This is a genomic window from Conchiformibius kuhniae DSM 17694 (genome assembly GCF_000428785.1).
Taxonomy (GTDB): domain Bacteria; phylum Pseudomonadota; class Gammaproteobacteria; order Burkholderiales; family Neisseriaceae; genus Conchiformibius; species Conchiformibius kuhniae.
Genome location: NZ_AUAP01000003.1, coordinates 67,449 through 80,733, shown reverse-complemented (window position 1 = coordinate 80,733; position 13,285 = coordinate 67,449). Strand labels below are relative to the sequence as shown.

General features: G+C 56.8%; 12 protein-coding genes, 2 tRNA genes and 1 pseudogene. 7 read left to right on the top strand and 8 right to left on the bottom strand.

Features of this window, described 5'->3' with window-relative positions:
• Window positions 1-134: 134 nt before the first annotated feature.
• From G392_RS12080 to G392_RS0104280, 3 genes are all read right to left on the bottom strand, one after another.
• Complete coding sequence (locus G392_RS12080; protein ID WP_245571922.1) at window positions 135-875, bottom strand: septal ring lytic transglycosylase RlpA family protein; 741 nt, start codon at window positions 873-875, stop codon at window positions 135-137.
• 51 nt (window positions 876-926) lie between these two features.
• Window positions 927-1,391 carry a tRNA (uridine(34)/cytosine(34)/5-carboxymethylaminomethyluridine(34)-2'-O)-methyltransferase TrmL gene (gene trmL, locus G392_RS0104290; protein ID WP_027009234.1) on the bottom strand — a complete coding sequence of 155 codons (465 nt, stop codon included), beginning with the start codon at window positions 1,389-1,391 and terminating at the stop codon, window positions 927-929.
• A gap of 465 nt (window positions 1,392-1,856) precedes the next feature.
• Window positions 1,857-2,540: a ComF family protein gene (locus G392_RS0104280; protein ID WP_027009233.1), complete on the bottom strand. Its 684-nt coding sequence runs from the start codon at window positions 2,538-2,540 to the stop codon at window positions 1,857-1,859.
• Here G392_RS0104280 and bioH point away from each other — a divergent pair.
• The 4 genes from bioH to G392_RS0104260 all read left to right on the top strand — a co-directional run bounded on the left by bioH (window position 2,539) and on the right by G392_RS0104260 (window position 4,108).
• On the top strand, window positions 2,539-3,318 hold the full coding sequence (gene bioH / locus G392_RS0104275) for a pimeloyl-ACP methyl ester esterase BioH (RefSeq protein WP_027009232.1): 780 nt from the start codon (window positions 2,539-2,541) through the stop codon (window positions 3,316-3,318). The genes G392_RS0104280 and bioH overlap by 2 nt on opposite strands.
• Window positions 3,319-3,474: 156 nt before the next feature.
• Window positions 3,475-3,711 (top strand): 50S ribosomal protein L28, encoded by a 237-nt coding sequence (gene rpmB / locus G392_RS0104270; protein WP_027009231.1) that lies wholly within the window; start codon window positions 3,475-3,477, stop codon window positions 3,709-3,711.
• A 29-nt stretch (window positions 3,712-3,740) separates the two neighbouring features.
• Entirely contained in the window at window positions 3,741-3,896 is a 156-nt protein-coding gene (gene rpmG, locus G392_RS0104265; RefSeq protein ID WP_027009230.1) for a 50S ribosomal protein L33, read from the top strand.
• 136 nt (window positions 3,897-4,032) lie between these two features.
• Window positions 4,033-4,108: transfer RNA gene (locus G392_RS0104260), tRNA-Thr, on the top strand.
• 590 nt (window positions 4,109-4,698) lie between these two features.
• Here the strand turns inward: G392_RS0104260 and G392_RS12075 are convergent.
• Window positions 4,699-5,829 (bottom strand): annotated as a pseudogene (locus G392_RS12075) (ABC transporter substrate-binding protein); the annotation flags it as partial.
• A 338-nt stretch (window positions 5,830-6,167) separates the two neighbouring features.
• Between G392_RS12075 and relB the strand changes: the two are divergent.
• Window positions 6,168-6,371 (top strand): type II toxin-antitoxin system RelB family antitoxin, encoded by a 204-nt coding sequence (relB, locus tag G392_RS0104250; protein WP_027009229.1) that lies wholly within the window; start codon window positions 6,168-6,170, stop codon window positions 6,369-6,371.
• Entirely contained in the window at window positions 6,358-6,633 is a 276-nt protein-coding gene (locus G392_RS0104245; RefSeq protein WP_027009228.1) for a type II toxin-antitoxin system RelE/ParE family toxin, read from the top strand. Before relB ends, G392_RS0104245 begins: the two co-directional genes overlap by 14 nt.
• 64 nt (window positions 6,634-6,697) lie before the next feature.
• Here the strand turns inward: G392_RS0104245 and infB are convergent, their stop codons facing one another.
• The 4 genes from infB to G392_RS0104225 all read right to left on the bottom strand — a co-directional run bounded on the left by infB (window position 6,698) and on the right by G392_RS0104225 (window position 11,967).
• On the bottom strand, window positions 6,698-9,679 hold the full coding sequence (infB, locus tag G392_RS0104240) for a translation initiation factor IF-2 (protein WP_027009227.1): 2,982 nt from the start codon (window positions 9,677-9,679) through the stop codon (window positions 6,698-6,700).
• A gap of 12 nt (window positions 9,680-9,691) precedes the next feature.
• A complete protein-coding gene (nusA, locus tag G392_RS0104235; protein WP_027009226.1) occupies window positions 9,692-11,215 on the bottom strand; it encodes a transcription termination factor NusA in 1,524 nt (507 codons plus the stop codon).
• An 18-nt stretch (window positions 11,216-11,233) separates the two neighbouring features.
• Window positions 11,234-11,665: a ribosome maturation factor RimP gene (gene rimP / locus G392_RS0104230; RefSeq protein ID WP_027009225.1), complete on the bottom strand. Its 432-nt coding sequence runs from the start codon at window positions 11,663-11,665 to the stop codon at window positions 11,234-11,236.
• A 226-nt stretch (window positions 11,666-11,891) separates the two neighbouring features.
• Window positions 11,892-11,967, bottom strand: a tRNA-Glu gene (locus tag G392_RS0104225).
• Window positions 11,968-12,267: 300 nt separating this feature from the next.
• Between G392_RS0104225 and G392_RS0104220 the strand changes: the two genes are divergently transcribed.
• Window positions 12,268-13,218 (top strand): tetratricopeptide repeat protein, encoded by a 951-nt coding sequence (locus G392_RS0104220; protein ID WP_027009224.1) that lies wholly within the window; start codon window positions 12,268-12,270, stop codon window positions 13,216-13,218.
• Window positions 13,219-13,285 lie beyond the last annotated feature (67 nt).

The window sequence follows — 13,285 nt, the reverse complement described above, 5'->3', positions numbered from 1 at the left end:
TTGTCAATAACTTTTTGATTTAATTTAATTTTTGTTTTGATATAGCATAATGGATTAGGCTATAACGTTGGCACGGTGTCTGCAAAAAAAACCGTCTGCCGCAGGGAAACGGCAGACGGGCGGGGAAGGCATTATCAAATGATGTTGTGTGCTTGTGCGGCGGCGGGCGGCGGTGCGCTTGCGGGCGGTTCGCTTGCCGTATGCGCCGCACCTTGTTGTGCGGGGGGCGGCGGTGTTTCTGGCAAGCCGTCCCGCCTGAGGCGTACAAACGGGCTTTCCGGCACGGGCAGTGCCGATGTTTTCTGCAAAGCGGAGGCGGGGGTGTCTTCGGCTGCCGTTTTCAGCAGGGGGGCGCGGTCGAGGGTTTCCACGCGGACTTTTGCCATGCCCTGTCGCACGAAGCCCAAGCGGGCGGCGGCGGCTTTGGAAAGGTCAATCACGCGCTTGCCGTGAAACGGCCCCCGGTCGTTTACCCGCACAATCACGCTTTTGCCGTTGTCGAGGTTGCGTACGCGCACCACAGTGCCCAAAGGCAGGGTTTTGTGGGCGGCGGTGAGTGCGTGCATGTTGTAGCGTTCGCCGTTGCTGGTTTTTTTGCCGTGAAATCCGGGCCCGTACCATGAGGCTTTGCCCGTTTGCACAAAATTTTTGGCGCTGGCAAGCGGGTGGTAACGCACGCCTTTAATTACATAGCTGCGTTGGGTGGCTTTGGGCGCGCGCTTGGCTTTTTTGGCTTTGGGCGCGGGTTTCGCTTTTGCTTTGATGCCGGCGGGCGCTCCGGTGCGGGGTGCGGCTTGGGCTTTGTTGATGGCGGCCGTGCCAATCAGCATCAACACAATAATGGCGATAAAGAAAATATCCTGTTTTTTAGACAAGGGGTCATCCAATTCTTGAGTTGTCGGTGAAACGGAACAGGCTGCGCGGACTCAAACACCGCCGCGATAGCCCGATTGCCGCCACGCTTCAAACACGACGACGGCAACGGTGTTGGACAAATTCATGCTGCGGCTGTTTGCCCGCATCGGCAAACGGATTTTGCGCTCCGGCGGCAGGCTGTCGAGAATCTCGGCAGGCAAGCCGCACGACTCCGAGCCGAACACAAACACATCACCCGCCTGAAAAGCGGCTTGGTCGGGACGCGCCGTGCCTTTGGTGGTGAGCGCGAACAGCCGTCTGCCCGCCAAGTGGCGCAAACAATCGGCAAAGCTCTCGTGCACCGCCACATCGGCAAACTCGCGGTAGTCCAAACCGGCACGGCGCATTTTCGCGCTGTCGAGCGGAAAGCCCAAGGGCTTGACCAAATGCAAATCGCAGCCGGTATTGGCGCACAAGCGGATAATGTTGCCGGTGTTGGGGGGAATTTCCGGCCGGTGAAGCACAATGCTGAACATGGGATTAATCCAAAAATAACGCCGTTTACCTTGTTGTTTTGAAGCAACAATGAAACAGCGAAGCGGCGACTATAAACGCATTTTTCTTGAGCAGTCAATTTTTTTCGGGGATTTTTTCGGCAAATGGGCAAGGCATTATTTTCAACACACTGTTTTACATAAAAATAAAACCAAATCTTTGCAAATGTAAAGATTTGGCGTTTTGTCAAGGATTCTTTGCCCGTTTTGACACATTCGGCAAATTTCCGCCCCTGCCCTTTTCTTTAAGTCGTGTCATCAATTAACCGAAAAATCTCTGTGCCGTCATTCCCGCGCAAGCGGGAATCCAAGTTGAAGCACAATAAACTGTGATAAAACATCGTTTGCCAAGCATCGTGTAGTGGATTCCCGCATTCGCAGGCATGACGGATTTTTTCATTATGCTGATTTAAATCAGAAAAGTTCAATTGATTTCACGCCCTACGGCTAATTTTGATTTTTCGCCAACACCCACACCCGCGTGTGCGCCCCGCCGCGATTGAGGGTGTGCGCCAACGCGTACAGCGTGCTGCCGGTGGTCATCACATCGTCCACCAGCACAATGCGCTTGCCGGCAAGGTGCGCGTTCAGACGGAACACGCGGCGGATGTTGCGGGCGCGTTCGGCGCGGTTCAAGGTGCTTTGCGGCGGACGGTGTTGGCGCAAAACCGCATCGTGTGGCAAACGCTCCAGCCCGTATTCGGCGGCAATCAGCGCGGCAAGCTCATCGCACTGGTTGAAACCGCGTTCCAAACGGCGCACGCGGCTGACGGGCATCGCCAGCACCGCATCGCATTCCGCCAACCACGGCGGCGGCGTTTGCCGCATGATTTGCCAAAACGCGCGCGCCATCGCACCGTTGCCCAAATGCTTCCACCGGTGCAACATGGCAGGAACAGGCGCTTCGTAGCGCATGCCCGCCCATACGGCTTCAAGCGGTGGCGGCTCGCTTTCGCAGTCGGGGCAGACGCTGCCGCCCGCACTGTAGGCAAAACAGCGCGGACACAAACAATCGGTACGCCCGTGCAGCCCCAGCAAATGACGTTCGCACACCGCACACAAACTGCCCGATTCGGCAGGGTCGTGGCATAATGCACAAATTCGCGATTGAAACAAACGAAACAACGACATGCAATCCCCTTACATTTGCCTGATACACGGCTGGGCCGCAAACGGCTTGATTTTCAAACCGCTTCTGCACCACTTTCCCGCAAATTGGCGCACCGTTGCGCCGCATCTGCCCGGACACGGCGGTACCGCGCCGATGCACCCGCATTTTAGCGTAAGCGCCGCAGCCGACCAAATCGCCCGTAGCCTGCCCGATGAAGGTGCCTACCTGTTCGGCTGGTCGCTGGGCGGACTGGTTTCACTGTATCTGGCAGCACGGCACCCGCATAAAGTCAAAGGACTGATACTGTGCAACACCTTTGCCCGCTTCGATGCCGACACCGACTACCCCGAAGGCGTACGGCAAAGCGTATTGGACAAAATGCTCGCCCTGTTCCAACACGACTACCCCAAACACATGCGCCAATTTCTGCAATTGCAACTGCTGCACAGCCCCGACAGCGAAGCCGTACTCAACGCCGTCCTGCCCGACATGCTGCGGCACGGCACCCCGCAAGCCCTAGACGATGCCCTGCACGCCGTACGTCAAGCCGATGCCCGCCCCCTGCTGGCACACATTCGCGCCCCCGCCCTGCTGCTGTGGGGCGGACGCGATACCGTTACCCCGCCGCGCATGGGCGACTACCTGCTGCGCCACCTGCCCGATGCCCGTCTGCACACCCTTGCCCGCGCCGCCCATGCCCCGTTCTTGAGCCACCCCGCCGAAACCGCCCAAACCGTATGCGGTTTCATCAAGACTTCTTTTCAGCCCCAAACCACACCCTTACCTGCGGGGAAATAAGTTTTTACCAAGTTTTGGCGCACCTTCCGCCCCAAACGGCGCAGCACACGGAGCAGTCCCCCGCACCCTGAACCGCCGCCGCAACAAAATTTGCCCGCACAAGCAGTTTTGTGGTATAAACCGCCGTTTCTGTTTTTTAAATTTGGAGCAACAACTATGGCACGAGTTTGCAAAATCACGGGCAAACGCCCGATGTCGGGCAACAACGTTTCCCACGCCAACAACAAAACCAAACGCCGCTTCCTGCCCAACCTGCAATCCCGCCGCTTCTGGGTGGAAAGCGAAAACCGTTGGGTGCGTCTGCGCGTGTCCAACGCCGCCCTGCGCACCATCGACAAAAACGGCATCGACGCCGTACTGGCAGAGCTGCGCGCACGCGGCGAAGCGGTTTAATCAGAAAATTATTTTAAGGAATCAACATCATGCGCGATAAAATCAAATTGGAATCCACCGCAGGCACCGGCCATTTCTACACCACCACCAAAAACAAACGCACCATGCCCGGCAAACTGGAAATCAAAAAATTCGACCCCGTTGCCCGCAAACACGTTTTGTACAAAGAAACCAAGCTGAAATAATCCGTTCCGGTTTCGCCCGCTTATCGCAATCCCCGCTTTCACACGGGGATTTTTTATTTTTAATCATAATGATAAAAAAATTTCCGCCCGACTGCTTGCCAAACGGCGCAGACTGTGCCACAATACGCTCTTTCTTGCCGGTGTAGCTCAGTTGGTAGAGCACCTGACTTGTAATCAGGGGGTCGCGAGTTCGATTCCTGCCGCCGGCACCACACTCAAAAAAACAGCCCCAAAAGGGCTGTTTTTTCATATCTGCATGGCGGCGTGTCATCAATTGTCTGAAAAAATGCCGCACCGTCATTCCCGCACAGGCGGGAATCCAAATCGAAACACAACAAACCTTGATAAAATATTGCTCAAGTTCATCGTGCGGCGGATTCCCGCATTCGCGGGCATGACGATTTTTTTATTTCATTGTTTTTCATCATAAAAATTTTAACAATGGCATGCCCTGCCCCGTGCGGTTTGCCCAAACCGCCCCGCAAGCGGGGCAGCCCGCTCAACGGCTCAACTCCCAATCTTTAATTTGGTAATTGCCCATCGGGTCGTTGCCCGAAAAACCAAGCACATACGGTTTCAACACGCTCACGCTCACGCGGTGGAACACCGGCACCATGCCCGCGTCTTGGTCAATCAGCACGCGCTCGGCATCGTGATACAGTTTCTGCCGCGCCGCCGCATCGGGCGCAGACAGCGTTTTGTCCAACAGCGCGTCAAATTCGGGGTTGGCGTAGGCATTGCTGTTGTTGCCGTTGCCGGTACGCATCATGTTCAGGAAGCTGGACGGCTCGTTGTAATCGGCGCACCAGCCCGAAAAGCCCACGTCAAATTTGCCCGCGCGTTTGGTGTCCAAAAAGGTTTTCCATTCCTGATTGACCGCCTGAATATCCACCCAATCCGCGCCCAAAGCCTCTTTCCACAACGCCATGCTGGCTGAAACCAGTTGCTTGCTGACATCGCTGGTGTTGTAGAGAATTTCAAAACGCAAAGGTTTGCCCGCGCCGTAGCCTGCTTCGGCGAGCAATTTTTTCGCTTCTTCAATGCGTTTGGCTTTGTCCCAACCGCGCCAATCCATTGCGGCATCGCCCATGTCGTTGATGGACGGCGGCGTGAACTGGTAAGCGGGCGTTTCGCCGCGACCCAATACTTTTCCGGCAATGGTTTCGCGGTCAAGCGACAGCATCAGGGCGCGGCGCACTTTGGCATCGGCGAATTTGGGCTGTTTGATGTTCGGCTCGTAGTAGAAGGTGCAAAGACGCGGGCGCACGCGCATTTCCTTGCCGAGTACGGCATCGTCCTTCACCTGCTGGAACTGGGCGGGCGGCACGGCGGCGAAATCCAGTTCGCCCGCACGGTAGCGGTTCAGCGAGGCGGACGCATCGGTAATCGGCAGGAACACGATTTCGTTGATGTCGGTTTGGGCGTTGTCGTAAAAATCGGGATTGCGCTCCAAAACGATTTGGCTGTTTACCGTCCATTCTTTGAGCTTGTAGGCGGCGTTGGCAACGTAGTGTTCGGGCTGCGTCCATTTGTCGCCGTGCTGCTGCACGGTTTTGGCGTGGACGGCGTAGGTAACGGGCAGCAGCATCATGTCGGGGAAATACGGCACGGCTTCGCTCAAGGTGATTTGCAGGGTTTTCGCGTCAAGGGCTTTCACGCCCAGCGTTTCCGGTTTGGCTTTGCCCTGATTGACGGCGGCGGCGTTTTCCACTTTGGCATCAACAAGATATCCTCCGTAGGGCGAACCGGTGGCGGGGTCTGTCAAGCGGCGCAGGCTGAACACGAAATCATCGGCGGTAACGGGGTCGCCGTTGTTCCATTTGGCATCGCGCAGATGGAACGTCCACACTTTGTTGTCGGCGCTTTCCCATTTTTCCGCCAACGCGGGAACGGTTTTACCTTCGCCGTCTGCCGCCACCAAGCCCAGCAGCATTTGCCGCATCACGTCAAACGCGCCCGAATCGGAGGCTTTGTGCGGGTCTAAAGAAGACGGCTCGGCACCGATGTCAATGATGACGTTGTTTTTTGCGGCGGGCGCGGCACTCGGGGCGGCGGCAGTTTCGGCTGCGGGGGGGGGTATTTTGTTTTTCACTACAAGCACTTAAACCTGCCAACAGCAAGGCGAGGGAAAGGGTGCGTACGGTGGTGTTCATGGTGTGTGCCTTTCAAGACGGGAAAACGGGCATCTTTGGGAAAACGCGGCGATTTGTCAAGACGGAGCGCGGAAAAAAGGTGGTACAATCATGGTTTTCAATGACAAGGGGGAAACCGATGCACGCCGCGCTTGACCCGCGTATTTCCGAATTCGCCACCCGTGAAGAAGCCGATGCTTATGATGTTTGGTTTCGAGCGAAAGTTCAGGCAGCCTTGAACGACCCGCGACCCGCTCTGCCGCATGATGAAGTGGTGGCACGGGCGCGGGCGCGTTTGGAACGGAAAATGACCGCATGGAAAATACAAGATGAAGCAGATTAAATGGTTGCCGCGTGCGGAAAAAAATTTGGCGGATATTGTGGACTATGTATTTGAACGCAATCCCGTTGCCGCCATCAATCTTCAGGAATTGGCGTTCAAATCCGCCGAAAATCTGATGACTTTGCCGATGATTGGGCGGATTGGTCGCGTGGCGGGAACGCGCGAACTGATTATCCACCCGAATTATCTGTTGGTGTACCGCATCAAGCCGCGCAAAATTGAAATCATTGCCGTGTTACACACCCGCCAATCTTATCCGTAACGTACAAAACACCGTTTGCCGAAACAAACGGTGTTTGGGTTTTCAGGCAGCCTGAAACGCGGTTTTACAGCGTCCGCGCCACTTCCACCACATCAAAGCATTCCAACACATCGCCTTCGGCAATTTCGTTGAAACCTTTGAGCATCAAGCCGCACTCAAAGCCCATGCGCACTTCTTTCACATCGTCTTTGAAGCGTTTGAGCGATTCCAGCGTGCCGGTATGCACGACAACGTTGTTGCGAATCAGGCGGATATGGCTGTCGCGTTTTACCACGCCGTCCGTTACCATACAGCCGGCGATGTTGCCCACTTTGGAAACGGTAATCACTTGGCGGATTTCCACCGTGCCGGTGATTTGCTCTTTCTCTTCGGGGGCAAGCATGCCGCTCATCGCCGCTTTCACTTCGTCAATCGCATCGTAAATAATGCTGTAGTAACGGATGTCCACGCCCTCGTTTTCCGCCAGTTTGCGGGCGGAATTGTCGGCACGGACGTTGAACGCGATAATCAACGCGCCCGAAGCAATCGCCAAGTTCACATCGCTTTCGCTGATGCCGCCCACGCCGCTGTGCAGCACGTTCACCTTCACTTCGGCATTGGACAGCTTTTGCAGGCTGCCTGCCAAAGCCTCGTAAGAACCTTGAACGTCCGCCTTGATGATGACCGACAAATTCTGCGCCTGACCTTCGCTCATATTGTTGAACATGTTTTCCAGCTTGGCGGCCTGTTGCTTGGCAAGGCGCACGTCGCGGTACTTGCCCTGACGGAACAAGGCCACTTCGCGGGCTTTGCGCTCGTCCGCCAACACCAGCACGTCCTCGCCCGCCGCCGGCACGTCCGACAAGCCCAAAATTTCCACGGGAATGGACGGGCCGGCTGCCTGAATCGCCTTGCCGTTTTCGTCCATCATGGCGCGGACTTTACCGAACGCCGTACCCGCCAACACCATATCGCCGACTTTCAGCGTGCCGCTTTGCACCAGCAAAGTCGCCACCGCGCCGCGACCTTTGTCCAAACGCGATTCCACGATGATGCCTTTGGCGGGCGCGTCCACCGGCGCGGTCAGTTCCAACACTTCCGCTTCCAGCAACACCGCTTCCAGCAGTTTGTCAATGTTCAAACCTTTTTTTGCCGACACATCAACAAATTGGTGCGCACCGCCCCATTCTTCGGAAATCACCTCGTGTTGGGTCAGCTCTTGGCGGATACGCTCGGGATTGGCGGCGTCTTTGTCAATTTTGTTCACCGCCACCACAATCGGCACGCCCGCCGCTTTGGCATGGGCAATCGCTTCCACCGTTTGCGGCATCACGCCGTCATCGGCGGCGACCACCAAAATCACGATGTCGGTGGACTTCGCACCGCGTGCGCGCATGGCGGTAAACGCTTCGTGGCCGGGCGTGTCCAAGAAGGTAATCACGCCTTTGGGCGTTTCCACGTGATACGCGCCGATGTGTTGGGTAATGCCGCCCGCCTCGCCCGCCACCACTTTGGTGCGGCGGATGTAGTCCAGCAGCGAGGTTTTACCGTGGTCGACGTGTCCCATCACGGTTACCACCGGCGGGCGCGGCAGACGCTCGGCGGCAACGTGTTCCGCACCGTCGTCCAAAAAGGCTTCGGGGTCGTCTGCGGCGGCGGGTTTGCCGATGTGTCCCATTTCTTCCACCACAATCAGGGCGGTTTCTTGGTCGAGCGATTGGTTGATGGTTACCATCATGCCCATTTTCATCAGGGTTTTGACGACTTCCACGCCTTTCACCGCCATTTTGTGCGCCAACTCGGCAACGGTAATGGTTTCGGGCACCAAAACTTCGTGAACCACAGGTTCGGTCGGCGCTTGGAAGGCGTGTTGGTTCGGCTCGAGCTTGAGTTTCTTGCCTTTTTTGCCGCCGCGCACGCGCTCGTCATCGCGTCCGCCGCGTGCATCTTTGCCTTTGCCGCCTTTTTTGCCTTTGGGCGCATCGTCATCGCGGCGGCGGTCGCCTTTTTTGCGGCTGCCGCTACTGGGATTGTCGCCGCCGCCGGAAGCGGGTTTGCTGTCGGCGGGCTTGGCGGGCGCGGCTTTGGCGGGTTTTTTGTCTTCGGTTTTGACGGATTTGCTTTCGCCGGGCTTGGCGCTGCGCTGGCCTTGACCGTCTTTTTTGGCGGCGGCGGCTTTGGCTTCTTCCTGCGCCTGTTTTTTCGCGGCTTCGCGGCGGGCTTGGCGTTCCAAACGCTCTTGTTTTTCGCGCTGGAGTTTTTCCTGATGCTCGCGGAAAGCGGCGGCGCGGCGTTCTTCTTCATCGCGGCGTTGCTGCTCTTCCGCGCTCACCACTTCAACGGGCTGCGGCGGCGGTTCGGGGGCTTTGTCTTTTTTGCGGCGGCTGCGGCGGCGTTTGGACGCACCTTCTTTGGCTTCGCCGTCTTTGCTTTCGGGGCTGTCGGCGGGTTTGGCTTCCGCAGCCTTGCCTGAAGCGGCGTTGGCGGCTTCGGCAAGCACTTTGGCTTCGGCGGGTTCGGACGGCGCGGCATCGGCAAGGGGCGCGGTTTCGCTGCTCTGCCCTGCTTCGGGTGCGCTGCTTGCGGCGGCTTTGGGCGCGGCTTTTTTCGCCCGTGCCGCTTTGATTTTTGCCAACTCCGCTTCGGCTGCCGCTTTTTTGGCGGCGCGTTCGGCTTCGGCGCGCCCGTCCGCCGTGTTGTCGGCAGACGGCGCGGCAGACACGGCGGCGGCTTGCGCGGCTTTGGCAGCACGCTCCGCTTCCAGCTTGGCTTTGGCTTCTGCCAACACGTCTTCATTCGGCGGCACGGTTACCTTGCGGCTTTTGCGCGTTGCCACCTCCACATTGCCCACCCGCTTCACTTCCGTTTTGATGCGCGACACCGTTACCGTGCGGCTCTGGGTGTCGTGGCTTTCCTGACGGTGCGCCAAATACAGGCTTTTTTCGTCAATCGACACGCTGTCGCTGCCCGATGTTTTGCGGATGCCCGCTTCGTTGAGCTGCTTGAGCAGCACCTCCACCGTGCGGCCGACTTCGGCCGCCAATTGTTCCACAGTCGTATTACTCATCGTTCATTCCCCTCACTCATTCGCGGCGGCGGTTTCGTCTTCGGCAAACCAATGCGCCCGCGCCGCCATGATGATTTGCTCGGCTTCTTCGGTGCTGACACCCGTGATTTCAATCAGCTCGTCAATCGCCAACTCCGCCAAACCGTCGCGGCTGCTGATGCCCGCGTCTGCCAAATCGCGCAACATGTCTTGGTCGATGCCTTCCAGATTTTTCAGGTTTTCGTCCAAATCGTCCAGCTTTTCTTCCGCCGCAATCGCCAGCGTCAAAATCGCATCGCGGGCGCGGTTGCGCAGCGTGTCCACCGTTTCTTGGTCGAAGCCCTCGATTTCCAACAGCTCCGCCACCGGCACGTATGCCACTTCTTCCAAAGACGCAAAACCTTCCTGCACCAGAATGTTTGCCGTTTCTTCATCGGTTTGCAAATGGGCAACGAACAACTGGCGGATTTGCTCGTCTTCGGCGGCGTGCCGCGCTTCGGCTTCGCCCACCGTCATGATGTTCAATTCTTTGCCCGTCAGCTCCGCCGCCAAACGCACGTTCTGCCCGCTTCTGCCAATTGCCAAAGCAAGCTGGTCTTCCGCCACAATCACGTCCACCGAAGCGCCGCCGCCGTCCAATTCGTTAATCACGATGCGGCTGACGTTGGCGGGCGAGAGCGCGTTGATGACGAACTGCGCCGTTTCGGACGACCACAGCACCACGTCGATGCGCTCGCCGCCCAGTTCGTTCGACACGGCATTCACCCGCGAACCGCGCACGCCGATGCACGTGCCTTGCGGGTCGATGCGCTGGTCGTTGGATTTGACGGCGATTTTGGCACGGTGTCCGGGGTCGCGCGCCACTTCTTTGATTTCGAGAAGCCCGTCTGCGATTTCCGGCACTTCCTGCTCAAACAGCTTGTAGAGAAACTCGGGCGCGGCGCGGCTCAAGATGATTTGTTTGCGCTCGTTTTTCAGCTCGTCCACTTTCACAAACAGGGCGCGGATGCGGTCGCCGCCGCGATAGTTTTCGCGCGGCAGCATTTCGCTGCGCGGCAGCAGCGCGTCCAGCTTGGGCGCAAGCTCCACAATCACGCCGTTGCGCTCCACCCGCTTGACCGTGCCGGTAACGATGTCGTCCCGCGTTGCCAAAAACGAGTTGAGAATCTGCTCGCGCTCGGCATCGCGGATGCGCTGCAAAATAATCTGCTTTGCCGTTTGCGCCGCCTGCCGTCCGAAAATTTCGTTGGGCAGGTCTTCTTCGTAATAATCACCCACTTCGATGTCGATGCCCGGAATTTCTTCCTGAATCTGCTCGATGGTTTTTTCCAACTCGGGATAAGTATAATCTTCGTCCTGCACAATCAGCCAACGGCGCACGGTGCGCGATTCGCCCGTTTCGCGGTTGATGCGCACTTCCAAATCCATGTGTTCGCGGTCGGCTTTTTTCTTGGCGGCGATGCCCAAGGCGGTTTCAATCGCGGCAAACACCACATCGGGTTCTACGTTTTTCTCGCTTGCCAACGCTTCGGCAAGCAGCAAAATTTCGCGGCTCACTTTTGATTTTCCTCTCGATTAAAACTGAAATTCGGGCTTGATACGCGCTTTGTCGATGTTGTCGAAATCAATCTGCGCCGCTTTGCCTTCGCAATCGAGCGACAACACGCCGTTTTCAAACGCCGTGATGCGTCCGACAAAGTTTTTCTGCCCGTCCACCGGCAGGCGGGTTTTGACTTTCGCCAAGCTGCCGCAAAAGCGCACGAAATCGGCGGGCTTTTTCAAGGCGCGGTCCAAACCGGGGCTGGAAACTTCCAAGTTTTTGTAATCCACGTCTTCCACCGCAAACACGCGGCTCAAATGGTTGCTGGCGGTGGCGCAGTCTTCCACGGTGATGCCGCCTTCTTTATCGATGAACACCCGCAGCGTGCCCTGCGCGGTCAGTTCGAAATCCACCGGTTCGTAGCCCAGCCCCGGCAGGGTTTTTTCCAAAATTGTTTGAATATCCATTGTTTTTCTTGGCATTTACGGTTTCTGAAAACAAAAAAATGGCCGGAGGCCATTTCTCATTTGCGTGAAAAATTTCAATTATTATAAAGACTTTTGCCAAAAAAGCAAGGGGATTTTTGCACAAAACAAACAGCGCGGGTAAAAACAGGTTAAATTTTCCGCCGCCGCGCAAACAAAATGCCTTCTTTTCTGCTGATGCAACAGCAGTTTAAAGAAGGCGGAAAACTGGCACGCCCACGGGGATTCGAACCCCGGTTGCCGCCGTGAAAGGGCAGTGTCCTAGGCCTCTAGACGATGGGCGCGTGCAGGGGCGTATTATACGGCGGCAGCGTGTACCGTCAAGCCCGATGCACGGCGCGCGCCCGAATGGCGGTACAAAGCCGTCTGCCCTCAAATCCCGAAACAGAATGCTTGCCGATTCTTGACACCGGCAAACATCGCATTACAATTAAAAATACCAAAATCAATGTTTCCACCCACAGGGCTGCACACAAAGCACCGCCCCATGCCTTGACCTGATTCGGACGGGCTTGCGCCCCGCCCGAATAAAAAACCATTTTGCCGCCGTAAACGGCGGGGTTTCAAGCCGAAAAGGAATTTTGATGAAACAAACGTTTTACCCGTTGTTTGTCGGGGCGTGCTTGTGCGCTGCCGTGCTGCCCGATTTTGCTTACGGCAAACCGAACTGCGTTACCCTGTCCGACCCGTCTTACAGCAAGCCCTATGTGCTTGCCATGCCAAATTCGGATAAGGGCTCAGATGAGTGGTGCGATGTTTCCCGATACGCCGACAAAAACCACGCAGACCTGCACAGGGCGCTACGCCACAACACCCGATATTCCGGCAAAGCCGCCCGCCTGATACAGGCCGAAGCAGAAAAAATGGCGGAACAAGGCGACAGGGAATTGCAAACATGGATGGGCAAACGTTATTGGCGGAACAGAACGGACGGTTCCACACCCGAATCCGACCGGCATCAAGCCTACCGGTGGTTTGCCAAAGCGGCAGCGCAAAATCACGGCGTGGCACAGGTTTATCTGGCACGAATGTATCTGCACGGAACGGGCGCACCGCGAGACGGCGAAAAAGCCGTGTATTGGCTGAATCGGGCACTCCAACACCAAGACGGCGATGTTTCTTTTGAAATCAGCAAACTATACGGCAAAGATTTATCCGATGCCGGTGACTGCCCTTTGGGGTGCCGTCCACAAAAGGAACAGCAGTGGCGTTTGTTGGCGGCGGCACAGGGTTCGGCAGCCGCCCAATTTGCGCTTGGGATTCACTATGCGTATGCCGGCGAGCTTTTGCCGCCAAACGGCGGGCAAAATTATGCTTATGCCAAAGCACATTACTGGCTCGCACAGGCAACAACCTGTTCCCAACACCCCATTACGCCTGCTGCGGCATACGCATTGGGTGAAATGCATGAAACCGGCAAAAGCGTCCTGCCGCCCAAGGACCCTGCTGCCAAAAGCCTTGCACGGGCATGGTATGCACGCGCACTGGCGGGCGGCTACCGCCCCGCCGAAGAAAAGCTGAAAAATTTGGATTAGGGCATGCCACCAATTGACCGAAAAAATACCGCGCCGTCATGCCCGCGCAGGCGGAAATCCTTTGCAC

What these genes read in the sequence shown, in the direction of transcription:
- trmL (WP_027009234.1), bottom strand. Translation starts at nt 1,391, where the DNA reads ATGTTCAGCATTGTGCTTCACCGGCCGGAAATTCCCCCCAACACCGGC.
- bioH (WP_027009232.1), top strand. Translation starts at nt 2,539, where the DNA reads ATGCAATCCCCTTACATTTGCCTGATACACGGCTGGGCCGCAAACGGC.
- G392_RS0104280 (WP_027009233.1), bottom strand. Translation starts at nt 2,540, where the DNA reads ATGTCGTTGTTTCGTTTGTTTCAATCGCGAATTTGTGCATTATGCCAC.
- rpmB (WP_027009231.1), top strand. Translation starts at nt 3,475, where the DNA reads ATGGCACGAGTTTGCAAAATCACGGGCAAACGCCCGATGTCGGGCAAC.
- rpmG (WP_027009230.1), top strand. Translation starts at nt 3,741, where the DNA reads ATGCGCGATAAAATCAAATTGGAATCCACCGCAGGCACCGGCCATTTC.
- relB (WP_027009229.1), top strand. Translation starts at nt 6,168, where the DNA reads ATGCACGCCGCGCTTGACCCGCGTATTTCCGAATTCGCCACCCGTGAA.
- G392_RS0104245 (WP_027009228.1), top strand. Translation starts at nt 6,358, where the DNA reads ATGAAGCAGATTAAATGGTTGCCGCGTGCGGAAAAAAATTTGGCGGAT.
- infB (WP_027009227.1), bottom strand. Translation starts at nt 9,679, where the DNA reads ATGAGTAATACGACTGTGGAACAATTGGCGGCCGAAGTCGGCCGCACG.
- rimP (WP_027009225.1), bottom strand. Translation starts at nt 11,665, where the DNA reads ATGGATATTCAAACAATTTTGGAAAAAACCCTGCCGGGGCTGGGCTAC.
- G392_RS0104220 (WP_027009224.1), top strand. Translation starts at nt 12,268, where the DNA reads ATGAAACAAACGTTTTACCCGTTGTTTGTCGGGGCGTGCTTGTGCGCT.